Origin of the sequence: Specibacter sp. RAF43, from assembly GCF_052114065.1 — a bacterium.
GTDB lineage: Bacteria > Actinomycetota > Actinomycetes > Actinomycetales > Micrococcaceae > Specibacter.
Map to the genome: position 1 here is coordinate 103,358 of NZ_JBFREA010000015.1, position 17,536 is coordinate 120,893.

15 protein-coding genes and 1 pseudogene are annotated in these 17,536 nt (G+C 65.4%); 5 read left to right on the forward strand and 11 right to left on the reverse strand.

The genetic code is table 11. The features are described 5' to 3' along the window. Nucleotides 1-6: 6 nt before the first annotated feature. Complete coding sequence (locus AB4Y80_RS10245) at nucleotides 7-2,979, reverse strand: cell wall-binding repeat-containing protein (protein ID WP_442214002.1); 2,973 nt, start codon at nucleotides 2,977-2,979, stop codon at nucleotides 7-9. Between the two features lie 252 nt (nucleotides 2,980-3,231). Here AB4Y80_RS10245 and galE point away from each other — a divergent pair, with 252 nt between their 5' ends. After that, complete coding sequence (galE, locus tag AB4Y80_RS10250; RefSeq protein ID WP_442214003.1) at nucleotides 3,232-4,245, forward strand: UDP-glucose 4-epimerase GalE; 1,014 nt, start codon at nucleotides 3,232-3,234, stop codon at nucleotides 4,243-4,245. A gap of 12 nt (nucleotides 4,246-4,257) precedes the next feature. On the opposite strand, the gene AB4Y80_RS10255 is transcribed toward galE, so the two are convergent. The 4 genes from AB4Y80_RS10255 to AB4Y80_RS10270 form a co-directional block, all read right to left on the reverse strand. Then, nucleotides 4,258-6,225 (reverse strand): DUF6541 family protein, encoded by a 1,968-nt coding sequence (locus AB4Y80_RS10255; RefSeq protein WP_442214004.1) that lies wholly within the window; start codon nucleotides 6,223-6,225, stop codon nucleotides 4,258-4,260. A gap of 94 nt (nucleotides 6,226-6,319) precedes the next feature. Then, nucleotides 6,320-6,583 carry a hypothetical protein gene (locus AB4Y80_RS10260; RefSeq protein ID WP_442214005.1) on the reverse strand — a complete coding sequence of 88 codons (264 nt, stop codon included), beginning with the start codon at nucleotides 6,581-6,583 and terminating at the stop codon, nucleotides 6,320-6,322. Further along, nucleotides 6,580-8,211 carry a class I SAM-dependent methyltransferase gene (locus AB4Y80_RS10265; RefSeq protein WP_442214006.1) on the reverse strand — a complete coding sequence of 544 codons (1,632 nt, stop codon included), beginning with the start codon at nucleotides 8,209-8,211 and terminating at the stop codon, nucleotides 6,580-6,582. The genes AB4Y80_RS10260 and AB4Y80_RS10265 overlap by 4 nt, the downstream gene beginning before the upstream one ends. Then, entirely contained in the window at nucleotides 8,208-9,638 is a 1,431-nt protein-coding gene (locus AB4Y80_RS10270) for an SDR family NAD(P)-dependent oxidoreductase (RefSeq protein WP_442214007.1), read from the reverse strand. The genes AB4Y80_RS10265 and AB4Y80_RS10270 overlap by 4 nt, the downstream gene beginning before the upstream one ends. 220 nt (nucleotides 9,639-9,858) lie before the next feature. Between AB4Y80_RS10270 and AB4Y80_RS10275 the strand changes: the two are divergent. The 4 genes and pseudogenes from AB4Y80_RS10275 to AB4Y80_RS10290 form a co-directional block, all read left to right on the forward strand. Next, nucleotides 9,859-10,845, forward strand: a pseudogene (locus AB4Y80_RS10275) (CpaF family protein); the annotation flags it as partial. A gap of 78 nt (nucleotides 10,846-10,923) precedes the next feature. Next, nucleotides 10,924-11,052: a hypothetical protein gene (locus tag AB4Y80_RS10280; RefSeq protein ID WP_442214008.1), complete on the forward strand. Its 129-nt coding sequence runs from the start codon at nucleotides 10,924-10,926 to the stop codon at nucleotides 11,050-11,052. Continuing rightward, entirely contained in the window at nucleotides 11,049-11,267 is a 219-nt protein-coding gene (locus tag AB4Y80_RS10285; protein ID WP_442214009.1) for a helix-turn-helix domain-containing protein, read from the forward strand. The genes AB4Y80_RS10280 and AB4Y80_RS10285 overlap by 4 nt, the downstream gene beginning before the upstream one ends. 438 nt (nucleotides 11,268-11,705) lie before the next feature. Next, nucleotides 11,706-11,945 carry a hypothetical protein gene (locus tag AB4Y80_RS10290; RefSeq protein ID WP_442214011.1) on the forward strand — a complete coding sequence of 80 codons (240 nt, stop codon included), beginning with the start codon at nucleotides 11,706-11,708 and terminating at the stop codon, nucleotides 11,943-11,945. Nucleotides 11,946-12,212: 267 nt separating this feature from the next. Here the strand turns inward: AB4Y80_RS10290 and AB4Y80_RS10295 are convergent, their stop codons facing one another. The 6 genes from AB4Y80_RS10295 to AB4Y80_RS10320 all read right to left on the reverse strand — a co-directional run bounded on the left by AB4Y80_RS10295 (nucleotide 12,213) and on the right by AB4Y80_RS10320 (nucleotide 17,267). Continuing rightward, complete coding sequence (locus AB4Y80_RS10295; RefSeq protein ID WP_442214012.1) at nucleotides 12,213-13,718, reverse strand: phage major capsid protein; 1,506 nt, start codon at nucleotides 13,716-13,718, stop codon at nucleotides 12,213-12,215. Nucleotides 13,719-13,981: 263 nt separating this feature from the next. Next, nucleotides 13,982-14,191 carry a hypothetical protein gene (locus tag AB4Y80_RS10300; protein WP_442214013.1) on the reverse strand — a complete coding sequence of 70 codons (210 nt, stop codon included), beginning with the start codon at nucleotides 14,189-14,191 and terminating at the stop codon, nucleotides 13,982-13,984. Between the two features lie 213 nt (nucleotides 14,192-14,404). Beyond that, on the reverse strand, nucleotides 14,405-15,052 hold the full coding sequence (locus tag AB4Y80_RS10305) for a hypothetical protein (protein ID WP_442214014.1): 648 nt from the start codon (nucleotides 15,050-15,052) through the stop codon (nucleotides 14,405-14,407). 205 nt (nucleotides 15,053-15,257) lie between these two features. Then, nucleotides 15,258-15,464, reverse strand: a complete 207-nt coding sequence (locus tag AB4Y80_RS10310) for a hypothetical protein (protein ID WP_442214015.1) — start codon at nucleotides 15,462-15,464, stop codon at nucleotides 15,258-15,260. A 136-nt stretch (nucleotides 15,465-15,600) separates the two neighbouring features. Then, on the reverse strand, nucleotides 15,601-17,013 hold the full coding sequence (locus AB4Y80_RS10315) for a DNA primase family protein (protein ID WP_442214017.1): 1,413 nt from the start codon (nucleotides 17,011-17,013) through the stop codon (nucleotides 15,601-15,603). Then, a complete protein-coding gene (locus AB4Y80_RS10320) occupies nucleotides 17,010-17,267 on the reverse strand; it encodes a hypothetical protein (RefSeq protein WP_442214018.1) in 258 nt (85 codons plus the stop codon). The genes AB4Y80_RS10315 and AB4Y80_RS10320 overlap by 4 nt, the downstream gene beginning before the upstream one ends. Nucleotides 17,268-17,536: the final 269 nt, after the last annotated feature.

Here is a 17,536-nt window from a genome sequence, read left to right on the forward strand (position 1 = left end):
GCAACGCTACCGGGTGTATGCCAACAAGTCCGTCATCAGTTGGTTGCCAACCACACCGGAACCGCCCAGAACGACGATCCTGCGGGGGTTAAGCCGCGTGAGTTCGGCCCGGATGGACGGTGGGATACCGACTCCGGTAACCAAGAGAACCGGGGCATCTACGGCTCCAGCGGCGGCAGCCCCGGCCAGGGCGTCCGGGAAGCCGAGTCCACTGGCTATGTACGCAACGTCGGCACCGGCGCTGTTGCTTGCTTTGGAAATGGCCGCCGACGTTGAATACCTGTCGGCACCGGAGATACGGGTGACCGAGGGAGCGTACTTCGTTAGCTCTGTGGCCACCTTGCTGGTGACGACCCCGGTACCGCCGAGGATGACGATTTTCTTTGGTTTGAGCCGGGTGAGTTCCGTCCGGACGGCGGTTGGGAGGCCATTGGAGGCGGTCAGCAGGACCGGGCCGCTGAGTGAGCCGGCGGCGGCAGCGCCTGAAAGGGCGTCGGGGAATGTCAGGCCGCTGGCAATGTAGGCGACGCCCACCCCGGCGTCGTTGCTGGCCTTGGACACTGCTGCCGACGTGGCGTACCTGTCTGTTCCCGAGATACGCGTGACCGTGGAGCTGAATGCCTTCAGGTCCGTGGCGACCTTGCCGGTGACGACGCCGGTGCCGCCGAGGATGACAATCTTGTGGGGCTTGAGCCGGGTGAGCTCGGCCCGGACGGTCGCCGGGACCCCGTTGCTTGCCGTCAGAAGAACCGGTCCCTTGGCAGCACCGGCCGCCGCAGCGCCCGAAAGAGCATCCGGGAATGTGAGTGCGCTGGCGATGTAGGCGACCGCCACGCCGGGGGCAAATGTCGCCCTGGAGGTTGCCGCCGAGGTTTCATACCGATCCTGGCCGTCGATCCTGGACGTGGGGGCGTACGGCACGACGGACGCACTCCATGGAGAGGCCGACGATGCCCCTCCCGCGTTCTTGGCCGTAGCACTAAATGCGTATGCCATGCCGTTGGTCAGGCCGCCGACGGAGCACGAACCAGACGCCGCGGCGATGGTGCAGGTCGATCCATTGCGAGAGTTATGAATTGTAATCGAGGTGGCAACCGGCCCCGAGGGATTCCTTGCGACCGTAACCGTCGCCCGGCCGTCCCCGGCAAGGGCCGACGGAGCTGCAGGCTTCAGGGGGGGCTGGGGTATGTTGACGCTTTCGGCACCGGCAATCAAATAGGGACTCCAGCCGGATCCGATGGATTGGGCCGCGGAAAAGGTCCCGTTGCCCGGGACGTCCTGGTAGCTAAGCGCGCCGGTGGTGGAGCGACGCAGAAGGCCCACCGCGCCGGGACGCGAGAAATCGCTGAGCACGGTGATGCTGGTGAAAGCATGCCAGCCCGTTCCAATGACCTTGCGCGGCTCGCCATAGAAGGCGCCGCCGCCGTTGGAACGGTACAGGCGCACAGCTCCGGAGGAATCTTGCGCCAGTATGTCCTGCCGCCCGTCGCCGTCGAAGTCGAGCATCGTCAGGTTAAGTGATCCCCAGCCTTGGCCGATCTGCTTTGGCGCCCCGAGGCCCGCGCCCGAGGGATTGGACCAAAGGGTGAGGACTCCGTTGGTGTCGCGGGCCAGGATCTGTGGGTACTTGCTGGAATTGAGCCAGTATCCGATCGTGAGCTGATATCCGGCCCATCCCGAGGAAGCCAGCGTCAGGGGGGAGGCGAAGCCGCCGCCGGACAGGCCCTTGTAGACGGACAATGCCCCGGTCGTCCGTTGCGCCACGAGGTCCAGGATGCCGTCGGCGTTCCAGTCGATGACGTTGACGGAGCGCATGCCGCTCCAGCCCTGGCCGATCTGCCGGCGGGTGCCAAATCCACCGACACCGTTGGCGGGGTAGTTCCACAAAATACCTGCCCCGTCTGCGGCCACCAGGTCGGCGGGGGACTGGATGGACGGGCGGGGGATTGACACGGTGGCCGTGGCGGCGAACTTTTGCAAGTTTGCCAGGGTCCCGTTCCAGGTGTTGGAATCACCGGCAAATGGCCCGGTGGAGCTGTACTGCCAGAAGCTTTGGAAGGTCCAGCTCTTGGGCAGGGCGCCCAGCACAGATGCATACGCCGCGATGTGCAGCGGCTGGTCGCCGAACACGGCCGAGTTCCCCGTGCACCGCTGCCACCAGTCGGTGGTGGTGTAGATCATGGGGAGCCGGCCGGTGAGCGCCAGGACCCGGTTGGAAAAGGCCTTGATCCAGGCCACCATGGCGCCGGGGCTCTGGTTGTAGCAGGTGTTGCCGAGGCTCGAATACGGGTTGTACTCAATGTCCAGCAGCGGCGGGAGCATCGAGGCGTTTGGGCGCCATCCGCCCCCGTTCGCCACAAAGAAATCAGCCTGCGCCACGGCCGAGGATTGGCCGGGGAGGGCAAAGTGGTATGCGCCGTGGAGTGTGATCCCGGCCTTCGCCGCACCCTGCCACTGGGACACGCGCGAGCGGTCGATAAAGTTATTGCCCTCGGTGGCCTTGGCATACACAAAGCGTGCACCCAGGGACCACTGCTGTCCCCAGTTGACGTTGCTGACCGAGTGCGCGGGTGCGTCGGCCTGATGTCCGCTGACATCCAAGCCCAGGACTCCGGCCGGGGCGGACATGGGCGCGAAGGAGCGCATCTTGGTCGACTCCTGCACCAGTTCAGACATCGGCGCGGCAGCTTGCGGGCTGTACCCCAAAGCCTGTTTGGCCGCGCCCTGGCCCATGTAGGCGCCGGCGCCCGTTTGCAGGCCTGATGCTGCCGCGGGCGACGGCTCGGGCGCGGGTGTCGCCTGCGGCGTGCTGGTGGCTTCCGCCGTCGACGTCGGGCTGGGTGCGGCCGTGGGCGTTGGGCTGGGTTCGGCGGTAGGCGTTGCGGTGGGCGTTGCCGCGGTGTCGGCGTGGGCCGGCAGGACGCCCAGGGAGAGTGTCAGGGAAAGTGTGAGCAATCCGGCCCCCGCGATTTTGGCCACGTCACGGGCGTACCGGGGTGCGTCATGGTGGGTAAACCTGGGCCGAGTCGTAAACATGGGGAGGAACTCCGGAAGAGGTAGCGTGGCGGATGTGGCGCGCATGGGCAGTTGTCGCTGTGCAGGTACAGAAGGCGGAGACCAGGGCCTGTACGCTGTCAGCCTACTACCCGTGTGACAAAAGTGACCACTGTGGCTTAAGTCAACACGCCGGGCCGTTCGGCGCCCCCGAACGGGCGCTATAGGCTGGAAAGCATGAAAGTTTTGGTCACCGGCGGCGCCGGCTACATAGGATCCCACACGGTGCTTTGCCTGCTCGAGGCCGGGCACAGCGTCGTCGTATTGGATAACCTGGCGAACTCCTCGGCCGAATCACTGAACCGCGTGGCGGAACTCACCGGCAAGCGCCCCGGCTTTATCGAGCTGGACCTGTTGGATGCCGCAGGGGTGGACAAATTGTTCGCGGAGGCCGGTTTTGACGCCGTCATCCACTTTGCCGGGCTGAAGGCCGTGGGCGAGTCGGTGGCCCAGCCGCTGATGTACTACCAAAACAACGTCGGCGGCACGCTGAACCTGCTCGCGGCCATGGTCCGGCACGGCGTCCGCACGCTGGTCTTCAGCTCCTCCGCGACCGTCTACGGGGCCAGTGAGGAGGTCCCGCTGACCGAGAAGATGCCGTTGGACGCCACCAACCCGTACGGGCGCACCAAGGAACAGATCGAGGACATCCTGACCGATCTTGGCGCGTCCGACCCCGCCTGGCGGGTTGCCCTGCTGCGCTACTTCAATCCCGTGGGCGCCCACGAATCCGGCCGGATCGGGGAGGACCCCCGCGGCATCCCCAACAACCTGCTGCCGTTCGTGGCTCAGGTGGCCGTGGGCCGCCGGGAGAAGGTCATGGTGTTTGGCAACGACTACCCGACGCCGGACGGCACCGGGGTGCGCGACTACATCCACGTCATGGACCTGGCCGCCGGACACCTGGCGGCCCTGGACTACCTGCCCGGCCACCAGGGCGTGTATCGCTGGAACCTGGGCACCGGCCGGGGCTCCTCGGTGCTGGAGGTCATCCAGGCCTTCGGCGATGCCGCCGGCAAGGCCGTGCCGTTTGAATTCGCACCCCGGCGCCCGGGCGACGCCGCGGTCAGCTACGCGGACCCGTCGGCCGCGCTGGCGGATCTTGGCTGGTCCGCCCACCGCAACCTGGCCCAGATGTGCCAGGACCACTGGCGCTGGCAGCGCGAGAACCCGCAGGGCTACGGCGCGTAGCCAACCGTCTCGCTAGGGGCAGGCATCGATCCGGTACAGCTTGGCCGGTCCCTCCCGGTCCAGCAATGTCAGTCCGGGCGTGGCGGCCAGCGCTTGCGAACTCGGAAACTCCATGTTCATCTTGTTGATCTGCCGGGCGCCGAAGTCGAGCAGGTAGTAGGAGTCGAGGCGTTTGACGGCGGCACACACGGCGGCGTCGCTGCCGAGCTCCGTCAGATGGTGGGTGAGGATCCTGTCGTCCGGGCTGGGGGTTGAGCCGGCCGCGGGGAGGATGACCTTGCGATCCGCCAGGGCATAGACCAGCGCCGCCCCGGTCAGGGGGTTGACGATGACGGTGGCGTTCGCGGGGATTTTCCGATCGGCACGCAAAATCAGGGCCCGCTCGTCGGTGGAGAGCAGGTTCGCCGTCGGCGATGCCGCGTACTGGAGCTGCGCCCGCGCCACCATGGCGGCCACGGAGCTGTCCTGTCCCGCCGTCGCGATCGCCAGGCACGCCAGGGTTCCCGCGGTGGCCACGGCGATCCACTGCCGGTTCCGCCCCGGGGACACCTGCGGGAGCCTGGCCACGATCACGTCAAAAAGCCAGACGGTGCCGTAGACCGCCAGCGGCAGGGCGACGACGGGGAGCATGGCGGCGAGCCGGAAGCTGTCGTTGTAGAACACGCCGGTGAAAAAGGACCGTTGCGGGCCCTGCCCGAATCCGGTCGCGGCGATGAAGAGGAATACGCTCACGGCAAAGGCGCCCAGGAGCCATAGGTGCCTGCGGGTTTGGACCACGGCGTAGGTGCCCAGGACCGTCAGCCCGAGGATCACCAGCGAGGTGGGCAGGCCCTGGGGGGCGTTGGCGATTGCCTGGCCGAGGGCCTGGGCAACGGTTTGGGTGGGCGGCCAGAAGGAGGCCTTCTCGGTGGGACGGACCCGGGTCCATACCAGGTCCAGGAGCAGCAGGTAGCCGACGAAGGCGAGCACCGAGGTAATGAACGGCGGCCAGGCCACGGTGCCGGCAAGGCGGGCCTTGGTTTGCCGGTAGAGCCAAAAGGCGGCCAGTGGCAGCGCAAACGCGCCCAGCACAATGACCACGCTCGGGTGGCTCAACGCCAGACCGGGGGCGGCCAACACCAGCAGGACGAGCCCGAGGATGGTGCCCGGATGGCTTCGGGTCGAGAGCGCGAGGACGTCGGCAACGAGGGCAATGAAGGCCGGCAGGAGCGTGACGGCCAGGAAATTGGGGTAGAGGACGCCGAAATCCATCAGGAGGTAGGGGAAGGCCGCAAATGCTCCGGCCAGCGCCCCCGTCATGAGGAAAACGGCCGGCCGGGCCCCAAGTGCGCGCGTGGCCAGGTACATGGCGGAGACCGTCCAGACCAGTGCCCCCAGCACGATGTTCACGCAGTTGACGCCGACGGGGATGGGCACATCCGCCGTCTGGACGACGAGGGCCACCACGTCATGCCAAACGCCGGGATAGAACGACCGGGTGCCGCCGCCCTCCAGATTGCCCAGGAACAAGGAGGAGCCGTTGCCGGTATCCAGGATGAACCTGACGGCATTGAGGTGAAACACATTGTCATAGGTTTGCGACAGGTTCTCCGGGCGCATGAATATCTGGGCGAATCGGGCGCCGATGAGGCCCGCGCCGAGCACCACTCCGGCAACGAGTCCGGCGGCCACGGCCGGTCGAGGCCGCACCCAAAGCGGGCCGCGCGGGGCGGGCGAACGCCGGATGATGAGCAGGTAGCGCAGGCCCCAGGCCACCGCCGACCCCAGAATTGTCACAAGCGCCACCACCGGCAGCGACCAGCGCACATGGATCAGCTGCGCCGCCATGGCCCCGACCCCCACGAGGGAAATCGAGAGCGGTGCGGCCAGGCCCAGCCAGGCAATGCCGCGCACGCCCAGACACCGGGCCAGGACGGCGCCGGGGACGAATATGATGAGCGCGGCCGCAAGCAGCGCCGGAACCGTTTGCAACCAAGTCATGAAATTCTTGAAGTCTCCTGTGGCGCGCGCGCCGAATCAATGGCATCTTTCGTGCTGTCGTAAATCAGGCTCGATTCTAACCCAAGCGGCCTTGCTACTTGGTGAGCTGGCCGAACGCCACGTCCATGACCTCGGCGGCCCGCAGGTTCAAACGGCGCGATTCGTCCAGGTCGCGGTTCAACGTCTCCACCAGGCCGCGGAGGTCGCCCAGCTCGCGCTCCAGCCGTTCCACGCGGTGGCGCAGCGCCTCGGTCTCCTCGGGCTGGCGGGAAAAGGCCTTGAGGTGGTGCGCGGCGGACGGACTGATCCGGCCCACAATCTTCAGCAGGGCCACTTTGAGGATCTCAAATGCGCTCATGAGGGGGAAACCTTTCCAATGACGTAACTAAGGGATGCCCCGACTGCGCCGGGCTCCGTGATGAAATTGCGCTCCACTACTTCCAGCCCGTAGAAGGAGAGCCTGTTGGTGAACTCCCACGGGTCAAAGATCTTTTCCCCCGCCGGTTCAAACTTGTCCCTGACCGTCCGGCCCACGTGGGGGTTGCGCATCTGCAGGTAGGCCCGGCCGCCCCGGCCCAGCAGGTGCGAGATGGCCAGCAGGGCCGTGTCCCGGCCCAGGAAGTGCAGGTTGTCAAAGAGATTCCGCGCCACGACCGTAATCGGGGCGTCGGGGCCGGCCAGCGCGGCGGCCCGCTTCACGAGTCCGGCCATCTGCCGGACGGAATTGACGTTCGCCACCGCAAAGTCGGCGGCCGCGCCGGGCCGGGCGCCGGCGCCGTCCTGCACGGCACCGTCCTGCACGGCGCGGGCGCGGGCGATGGCGGGGCGGCTGTAGTCACTGGCCAGGACCCGGTGGCCGGCGGCGGCCAGGGCCAGCGCGTCCTGGCCGAGCCCGCAGCCCAGCTCCACCACGGTGGAACCCGGCGCCAGGTGATCGGCCAGCCAGCCGCCCAGGGCGGACGGTGGGAGCCGGACGTCGGCGCCGATCAGCCCGCGGTGGAAGTCCTCCCAGTCTTCACGGAAGGGGTCGTAGTGGTTGAGCCACCAGTAGAACCGCCGGCCTGCGGCCTCCGGGGTGACGAACGTGAACGCCGGGTCCGGGATGCGCCAGTCGGGGCCGTAGATGGCCGTGAGCAGCTGGTCCGTGTTGGCCGGCGCGGGAAGCTCCAGGCCGCCGGCGGAGACGGTGCCAAGCGGAAAAATGGTCACCTCGGCGGCCTTTTCCCGGGCGTGGAAGGTCCCGTAGAACCAGCCTTCCGTGACGAAGTAACTGAAGATGTCGACGTAGTGGCCGTCGGTGTATTCGGTGCCGCCGAACATGACCTGCAGATGGCCGCTGGAGTGGCGCACCGTCTCAAATCCCTCGGCGGCGAGCACCCGCTCCATCTCATACGATTCCAGGACAACGTCGGTGGGGTTGGTGTGCCGGCTCAGGTAGGCGAGGTCGGCGTCGTCGTCATGGGCCACGAGCTGGCCGTCGCGCACCAGCCCCAGCAGCGTTCCGCCGGTGACGAAGGGTTCGAGCCCCATGGTGTCCTGAAGCACCGCAACGAGCCGGGCCGCGGAGCCGAGCACGTCGGCCATGAACGTTTCGGTGTCAGCCTCAAATGACTTGGCCAGCCGCCCCCACTTGTTGACCACCAGGTCCCGGCCCGTGAGCGGGTCGCGCAGCCGCAGGGCCTCGGTGCTCGCGCCAAAGCGCACCGTCGCCTCCGCCGTGGACGACGCCGGCTGGCCGGCTTGGGCGCGGATTTCCAGTTTCGCCGTGGTCACCCCGGTCAGGTGCGGGGCCAGAGCCGGCGGCCACGAAACCAGGAGCGTGTTGGTCTCCCGGACCCAGTGGCCGTCGTCGACGCGAAAGGTCCAGATCCGCCGCCCGTCAAAGGACACATAGGCGAGGCTGCCGACGGGGGAGCCCGGGCCGTCGCCGGCGACGGGCAGGCAGGCGCGCAGCACGGTGGCGGTGGCGTCGAGGGACGGGATCAAGGCAGCGCTCCATCAAAGGTGGGAAGGGGGTCATTTTCGGGCAGGCGCAGGTCAAAGACGTGGCCGGAATCGGTGGACGCCAGGACCTGGGCACTGGCGTGGGCGACAAATTCGCTGTTGAGCAAGGTGGCGGGATCCTCGACGCCGAACGCCTCCGTCCGCATGGGCGTGGACGTGCGGGCGGGGTTGATGCAGTTGACCCGGATCCGCTCCGGCGCCCATTCGTCGCTCAGCGCCTGGGTGAGGTTCACGATCGCGGCCTTCGTGGCCGAGTAGATGCTGTAGTTGGCCCGGCCGCGGGTGTAGGAGCTGGACGTGTACAACAGCAGCGAGCCGTGTGAGTCGCGCAGGTAGGCGTGGCTTTCCTGGGCGACGACGGCGGCGCCGGTGAGGTTGGTGCCGATCGAGGCGGCCAGGTCGGCGTCGGACATCTCCACCAGCGCCCCGGTGTGCAGGACCCCGGCGGACAGCACCACGTGGTCGATCCGGCCGCTGGACGCGTGGGCCTGCGCCAGTGCGCGGCGGACGTCCTCGCGGGCCTGGATGTCTGTGCCCGTGGTGCCTCGGCTGAAGCCGTGGACGGTGGCACCGGCGGCGGTGAGGCTGTTGGCCAGGTCCAATCCGATGCCGGAGGCGGCACCAAAAATCACCACCGTCTGGCCGGCCAGCCCGGCCAGGGACTGCCCGACGCCGTGGGCGGAAAATTCCCGCAGCTGGAACAGCTTGTCCGCCAGGTGGATGTCCACCGGCTGGGTGATCTTGATGTTGGCGTCGCTGCCCTCCACCACCACGATCGGCACCTCCGGCAGGTAGTTCAGCACCACGGAGCAGTCGTCGGTGGCCTCAAAGGCCGGGTCGGTGGCGGCCCGTTCGTAGGCCCGGGCGAGCACGCCGCGCCGAAAGGCCTGCGGCGTCTGCCCGCGGCGCAGGGTACTGCGCCGCGGCACGCCCGTGATGCAGTTCTGGGCGTTGACCTCGATGATGGTGTCCGCCGAGGCGATCGCCGTGTCCACCGCGTCGTAGCTGTCCAGGGCATCGAGGCAGTCCTGGATGATGCGCTGGTCCACCAGGGGCCGGACGGCGTCGTGAAAAAGGACCTTGGCGTCGTCGCGCTCGATGGCCGCCAGCGCCAGCCGGGTGGTGTCGTTGCGGGTGGCGCCGCCGGGCAGGATGGCCGCCAACTTCCGGAAGCCGGCCGGCGCCAGCAGGCGCCGGGCCGCCTCCAGATGGTGGGGCTCCATCATGACGATGATCGAGTCAATGCCGGGTGCCGCATCAAAGACGGCCATGGTGTGTTCCAGGGACGTGCGCCCCGCCACGGGAACCAGCTGCTTGGGCGTCGAGAGCCCCACCCGGGTGCCGACGCCGCCGGCCAGGATGACGGCCACGACGCCCCCCGGAGGGGCCGGTGAACTGGGCAAGTTCATGGATGCGGTACCACTTTCGACGCTGGCCAACCCCGCCGTTGGAGTGGGCGCGGACACATAGCAATATGTTAGCTGGTAATTAGCTGGGAGTTTGGCAAACAGTTGGGGCGGGCCCCGGTTGTCCACAGTTACCCCGTGGGCACTGGCGCGCTGGCGGGCGGCGGGGTTACGCTCCACAAGAGATAGGCACGGCAAATCCGCAATGAAGCGGTGGGGATGAATGGATGCGCTCACACTAGTTGAAGAGGAAGTTCGCGAACTCATACGGCGCAGGGGGCTCGACCCCCTGCGCCAGGGCAGCGAGGTCCGCACGCTGGTGGAGGCGGCCGTCAACGACTACGGCGAGCGCTCGCTGATTGGTGCGGTGCCTCCGCTGGCCCACGCCGGTGAGGCGAAGCAGCACGTGTTCGACGCCGTTGCCGGCTTCGGCGCGCTCCAACCGTTCCTGGACGACCCCGCCATCGAGGAAATCTGGCTCAACGCCCCGGACCAGGTGTTTGTGGCCCGCAACGGCCAATCCGAGCTGACCGCCTTGGCCTTCACCAACCAGCAGGTGCGGGACCTGGTGGAGCGGATGCTCAAGAGCTCCGGGCGCCGGCTGGATCTGAGCAGCCCGTTCGTGGACGCCGCACTGCCGGACGGCTCCCGGCTGCATGTGGTCATCCCGGACATCACCCGCGAACATTGGGCCGTGAATATCCGCAAGTTCACCGCCCGGGCCAGCCGGCTGGACCACCTGGTGGAACTGGGCTCGCTCACGCCCCAGGCCGCCCGCTTCCTGGGCGCGGCCGTGAGCAGCGGGCTGAACATCCTGGTTTCCGGCGCCACCCAGGCCGGCAAGACCACCCTGCTGAACTGCCTGGCCGCCGGCATTGGCTCGCGGGAGCGGGTGGTCACGGTGGAGGAGATCTTTGAGCTCAAGCTGCCGCTGCGGGACGTGGTGGGGCTCCAATGCCGCCAGCCCAACCTCGAAGGCGCCGGGGAGATCCCGCTGCGCCGGCTGGTCAAGGAGGCGCTGCGCATGCGCCCGGACCGACTGATCGTCGGCGAGGTGCGCGAGGCCGAAAGCCTGGACATGCTCATCGCCCTCAACAGCGGCTTGCCCGGGATGGCGTCGGTGCATGCCAACAGCGCGCACGACGCCGTCGTGAAGATCTGCACGCTGCCGCTGCTGGCCGGGGAGAACATCACGGCCGTCGTTACTGTCTAATCACAGCATAAATTGAATGCCCCGGCACTGCGCAAACAGTCCGGGGCGTGGCTACCAGTGATTAGGACCGGCAACATGAATCAGCATACAGCCCGCGCCGTGCAAAGCACCGTGCAATTCATCTTCTACACGCTCGTTGCAGCGTGCATGTTCGTGGGGCCCGCCCTGCTTGCGTCTGCTATCTTCCCGAGCGTGGCAGCATGAGCGCCGCGCCGGTGTCCTACTACGACATGACGCTAGCCAAGATCCGGGAACGCATATTGAATGCGGACGTTTCCCGCAAGGCCATTGCCGCCGGCGTCGGGATCTCCCAAGCCATGCTGCGCCGCAAGCTCTCCGGTGAAACCGCCCTCACCGTCTCAGAGATAGACGCCCTTGCTCGTGTGCTGGGCTGCCGCATGTCGGAGATCGTCGCCTAACCGTCCCGAGTCGCCCTGGGGTCGGTTCGACCGACCCCATAGGCGGCGGTCGGGATCTGAACTAGCCCTCATTTCAAATGAGAGCTAGGTCGGTTCTAGGCTTCCGCCTACGTGTTCCAGCCCTTCGACGTACTCAACCGGGCGCGGTCATACTCCCCTTCAAGCCTGAACCGCCAGGCTGCCGTCACTAACTGCAGTGGTGCCGGCTGCGCTACAGCCTGCCCCGGATACCGCGGCGGGCTACGGGCGTGGAATGCAGCAGACAGGGAGCGGGGGCGGCGGGAAATCGACGGGACGAGGGACTATAACAAGTCAGCCCTTTAGGTCCTCATCATCTTTGAACCCTGCCCACCTCCCAAATGTCACACGCTCACGATAGATTCACCGGCATCCACTGGGGACGCCACACAACAACCCACAATAGAACAGGTCTCAACCATGAACATCACCACAAAATCCACAATGACAGCTGACCACGAATGTGAGTACATCTTGCAGCGGATCAATGAGCTTGTGGAATCGTCACCAATGAGCCGAAAGGAAATTGCCAACATCGGTGGCATGTCTGTAGCCAGGATGCGGCGCAAGCTTCGAGGCGAAACTGTGCTGATGACGCCTGACCTTTTCATGTTCGCCAGGGTCTTCCAAATCAAACCGTCGGCCCTGATGGCCCACTGACCTCGCATTTCAAATGCGACCTGTCCCGGTAACGTACACCAACGTTGCCGGGGCTTTCTTATGTCCTCAATCCTGCTGTAGGATCTCGCGTGCGCGACCCCCCTCAAAAGTTGCGGGGAGGGGGAGTTCACTACCCGGCGAACCCTCCCGGCGGCCTTCATGCTAGAGATTTGTGACCCCCACCCAGTCCGGGTGGTTGCCGGCGCCCGGGCCTGCCGTCCCGTCGTTGTGTGACGGGACGGCTGGCCTTCGCTTGTCCGGTCGGGCTTACAGTCCGGTGAGGACGTTTAGCGCGGTAGGACGGGATACGCCGAGCATCAGACGCTCGCTGGTGCGGATCTTGACCTTGCCGTTGGTGAAGTCGGCATCCGAGGAGTTGGACATTGCCAGGGTGATGCCCTCGCGGATGAATGCCTGGGTGGCGAGCTCGAGGTTTCCGAGGATCGCAACGCCGGGCGTGATCTGCGTGGTTTGCAGGACCGGGATTCCCCACACATCCGAAACGGTGGACTGCCCGGGATCTCCGAGGATGTAGTTCCCGAGCGTGTTCTTTGTGCGCCGGATCTCGGACCAGGTGGACGGGTGGATGATCAGGACGTCCGGCTCGCAAAAGTGCGGGCCGTTGCGCAGGTCGGTAATTCCCTGTTCGATGACGTCCAGCGCAACATCACTGGCGCCCTTGGTGCGGGAGAGCGTGCCGGGGACGTTGAGCAAGCCCAAGAGGTTGTCCCCGGTGCCGTCGCCGTTGAGGAGCTGCCAGTTTTCCGTGTCGGTGACCTGGCGCTGGAGTTCAACGTCGATGTACTGGCCGAATGTCGCGAAGTCTGCCAGCAGCTCGTCCACCACGGTTGTGAAGACGCCGATCTTCTTGGCCGACAGGATCGTTGCAACGGTGGTCAGAGACATCTCGGGGTACTGCCCGCCCGCGTTGATGGTCGCGGCCCCGGCGGTGCGGTCAATGGTCGGGACTGTGGCGTTGGTGCCGATCGATCCCTTGTCCGTGTACGTGACTGTCGCGCCGCCGGTGATCACTGCCACGAGGACGCTTTCAGCACCTGCCGTGGTGCCACGGTAGAGGCGATAGCCGTTGGCGCCGGTGATGCTGGTCCAGTTGATCGGCTGTTGCTGGTTGGCCGTCAGGGTTGCGGTCAGTTCGTTGGATCCAACCGTTTCGCCCGCGGTATTGGTGGCGGTCAGCTTCCAGTAGTAGGTTCCTGCGTTGAAGCTGCCACCGGATGCGGCGGTACCCAGGGCAATGACGGGGGTTGCAAGTGCCACGGTGTTGGCCGTATGCGTGATGAACTCTACCGATGGGGCCTCGGTCCCCGTGGACGGGATGTGGTCCAGCAGACGGGTGGGCTCAAACCTCCGGTCTACCAGGCCCATGTAGCGCGCCGGCAGCTGCCCGCGGGTGGCGTCCGAAAATGCGGCGTCCTTGAGTTCGACGCGGAGGTTCTGCCCAGACTTGGCGGCGTGATAGAAACTCTGCTTCATTTCCTCGCTGAGGGCCAGCGACGGGGTAGCCTGGCCCTTCATGGCCCGGCCTGAGGCAACGGCCGTGGCGTAGGGGTTGTTCATACTTTCCCCGCCCACCATGAGCGGGGCGGCCTGCTGGTGCAATTCAAGGGTTGCCCGGTGCTGCTTCAGTTCGGCGGTGAGGCCGTCGAGCTGGGCCTTCTTGACCTCATTGGTCAGCGACTTGTTGTTGATGATTGCTTGGGACTTGGCGCCGAGTTCGGCGATGGCGCGGCGGGCTGTGATGACGTCAGACATTTGATGCTCGGGATTCTGCGGACCCTGAGTGAAATGTGGATATGCCGGGACGCGGTGCGTCTACCGGCGACTTTTCGCGCTATGTTGGCCGTCGCCATGCTGCGCGGTGAAGCTTTTACTGCGAGCCTGCAGGGGTGTCCTTGTCGGTGCCGTCTCTGGGGGCTTTCGCGCCGTGAGCCTGGGGACCGCCAATCAGCCGTGTCTGACTACTAGAAGAATTCTACCGCACATACCTCCATTTGGAAGTATGTGCGGTAGAACGTCTACTCGCAGTAGTTCGGGCATCCCTTCTCGTGGGTGATGCCCAATGCCCTGGGCAGGCTGCCGAAGCCGGCCAGGGCCTCGGTCGTCGCGTTGCAGTGAATGCACGGCACTTCCAGTAGCAGCGCGGCGGCTTCGATGCGGCGTAGCTCGTGCTCGACGGGCGGGACCATGGGCGGGAATCTGTAGTCAGCCTTCGGCGGTTCAATCATCGCGTTTCCCTCGTGAGTTCTTGACATAGCTTCGGGTGGTGTCGGCGTGGCAGTTTTCGCACTTCGCACCGGGCGCCGGCTTACTGCAGCGCGGGCACGGTAAGGGCGGCGGCGGGGTGGGGGCCAGCAGCCGTGCCAGGAAGTCATTCACTATCCGATTCCTTTCGGCTGGGCTTTGGGAAGGGGCGTCGTTTATCTGCCATGTCGTCTGTCCTAGACCGCCGTGGAGCGATAGAGGCGGCCATTGGCATCTACGTAGAGGTTTGGTTTCTGCGTCGTGGTCGGCAGGCTGGTGATTGTCAAGATTGGGGCGCTGAGTTTCAGTTCGGTCGTGCCGCCTACCTCAAGGACTGTTGAGACAAGCAGCGTCCCGAAACTGGCGGATGATGAGAGCGCACCGCCTACCAGGTTGATTTGGCCGCCGGTAGCACCGCCGCTCTCAAGGCTGATGCTGCCTAGGTTGACCTTCTTCCCGGCGTTCACGTTCAGGTCATTCTTGAGTGTTGTCACTCCCTCGACGGAGAGTGTGCCCTTGGTGGCCATGGGCCCCGTGACATCAAGCTTGCCTGTGACGTCGGTGTCGCCCGTTATGTGGGTGGGCCCGTTGAGGTTCGTCGTGCCCGTGAAGGTGGACGTGCCGGTCTGCGTGATGGTTCCCGTGACGTCGAGTGTGCCCGAGATTTTCGCGGAGCCGGTGACGTCCAGGCCACCGTTCTCGATGGTGATCACACCACCGTCGTACACGAGTAGCCCGCTGCGACCGATAGCCGCATTGTTCATCGGCGCCGCGTTCTCCAACGCCCTCAAGCGCCGGATAATTTGGTCCAACTGCGATTTTGACAGGTCATTGATGAGGCTCATTGTCAGGATCCTTCTGTTGAGTTGTTTTGTGCGGTTGTTGCCATGGCGGTCATGATGCCTGCTTCTCTTCTTCGTCATTTCGTTTTTGGAGTGCTGCCATTTGTCGGCGGGGTGTGCCGCGGGGGACAACGTCAAGTGATTCAGTCATGGTGGACTCCTTCTGTGTGGTGGTGGGTGTTGGTGTGTTCCGGGGTATTCATGGCGGCTATTCCGGTTCCGCGCTGGTGGTGGGCAATGGTTCTTCGACTTCGCCGGCGGCGTTGGTCAGGGGCAGGTTGTGGGCCCTTGGGCGGCTCTCTGCGGCCCGTGCGCGGCCTTCCCAGTACGAAGAGCGCTGGCGTTCATGGTGTAGCTGCTGGGCGAGGATTGCAGCACCTGCAGGCTGGTGGTTCCCGTAGCTGTATCCGGTCATGGTCTCGTCTCCTGGGGTTGCATCGATTCCGCGTGTTTCAGGGCTTTTTGAGGGGTCAATGTAGGGTGATGTACCCTTTTCGGGAACTTTCCTAAGATCCTTCTCGTGAGGAGGTTTGCAAAAGGGGTACATGACCCTACATTCCCCCTTCGTTTTCGTCGTCGTCGGCCCGTATTCCGATGCCTTGGCGGACCATGCCGGCGGTCGTGCGTTTGGCTGCGTATCCGAGCCGGTCGAGTTCTTTGGCGAACGGGGTTTCCTTGAGCGGGTCGGCGCCGTCTGCCGCGGCCCATGCGGTCCAAATGTGGAACAGGTCCCGAGTCTTAGCGTGGGCATATGGGCCGGTGACGCATTCGGACTGGATGAACCGCTTCACAGCGTCGGATTCTGTCTGGTAGTTGTCCGTTGCCTGGCGCACACTGTCGGGCTCGTTCATCCCGCCGCCGTCTTCGTAGTCGAACCATCCTTCGACGGCCCATGTCAGGATCGCGTCAGCGGCGAGCTCGAGGCGTTCGGGCAATGTCTGGTCCCGATGTTCCTCGGCCACCACCACATCGAACGGTACGACGCGGATACGACGCCATACGGCGGGATCGTTGCCCTTGACCTTGGGCAGGTGGTTGGTGACGTAGATCAGCTGGTGGGTTGGGATCCAGCGCACGGGCTCTTGGTAGAGACGTCGGGCGGTCATTTCGTCGCCGCCTTTGAGCCGCTTCATAGTGGCTGCGTCCAGCTGCCGGCCTTCCTCGGTTTCGGAGCCAACCACCAAACGGGCGCCTAGCAGGGTCATCATCTCGGGCCCGCCGCCGCCGCGTTCGGATGCCATGAGCAGTTCGGGGTTGATGATCGTGGCATAGTCCCCGAGGGCGTTAGTAATGGCCCCGTAGGCCGTTCCTTTACCGTTGGAGCCGCTCCCGGTCAGGACCGGGAAAAGGTGCTCTCTAACGCGGCCGTAGGCACTCTGGCCTATGACGCGCTGCAGGTAGGCCCGTTCCTCGTTGTCAGGCAGGACAGAGGCTAGAAAACCGTCCCATGCGGTCCGGTCGGCCGCGGGGTCGTAGGCGCCGCGGGTGACACGGGTAATCCGGTCGGCCGGGTTGTGGTCCCGCATCCGGCGGGTGCGCAGGTCGAGGGTGCCGTTAGCGCAGTTGAGCAAATGCGGGTCGGCGTCGAGGTCGGCAATGGCGGCCCGAAGTGCCGGGAGTGCTGAAGCGAGATCCAGCACGCCGGCCACGCCTGCCGATGATTCGCACCTACGCACGTCGGCGCGGAGTTCCTTGTCATCGAGCGACTGGGCGAGTGCCTGGCGGAGTACGTCGAGGACGGCATTCTTGGCGGCGTCCCTTTCATCCTCGGCCCATCGGTGCCCGTCCCAAACGTGCCAGCCGATGCCGCGAACGTACATGAGATCGTGGCGGTAGGCTGCAGCGAGGCGGTAGGCCATGCGGGCCTGTCCACGGTGCTGTTCCCCCTCGGCTGCCATAGTCAGATTTGAAATCCGGTCATCTTCGAAAGCATCGGCTCTGAAGTAGTCTTTGATTTCGGTCATCGAGCAACACGCTCTCGAGCTGCACGAACATCGATAAATTCGCGTGTGGATCTCATGGTTTCCCGGATTTCCACGTCCAGTGCGTCGAGGGCGAGGAATCGGCGGGCGGCGAGTTCGGCCGCCGCTTCATTGTTCAACACCATGAAGGCTTGCCCGTCCTGGTGCCCGCGGGAATACCCAAGGGTGTATATGCGGAATGCGTCGTCATCGCGGCAAACGAGTTCGGCCAGCTGTTCATCGGCGCGGGCGCTCATGCGTCACTGCCGGCGGGGCGGAGCAGGACGGCCACGCGGTCCAGCTGTTCCGGGGTAAGTGGTGGGGCCTCGGATACGACGCGGGAAACGTAGGCCTCGAGCTTTTCAGCGGCTAAATCTCGCTGAAGTTCCCTGATTTGCGGGGACCTGTTCCCCCAGCGCATGGCGGCCGCGATACGAGCAGCCTGTGAGCGCTTTTCTGGATCTTTCGATGGCAAGATAACAACACCTTTTCGGTGGTGTCATCCTTGCCCAAGGAGATAACGGCA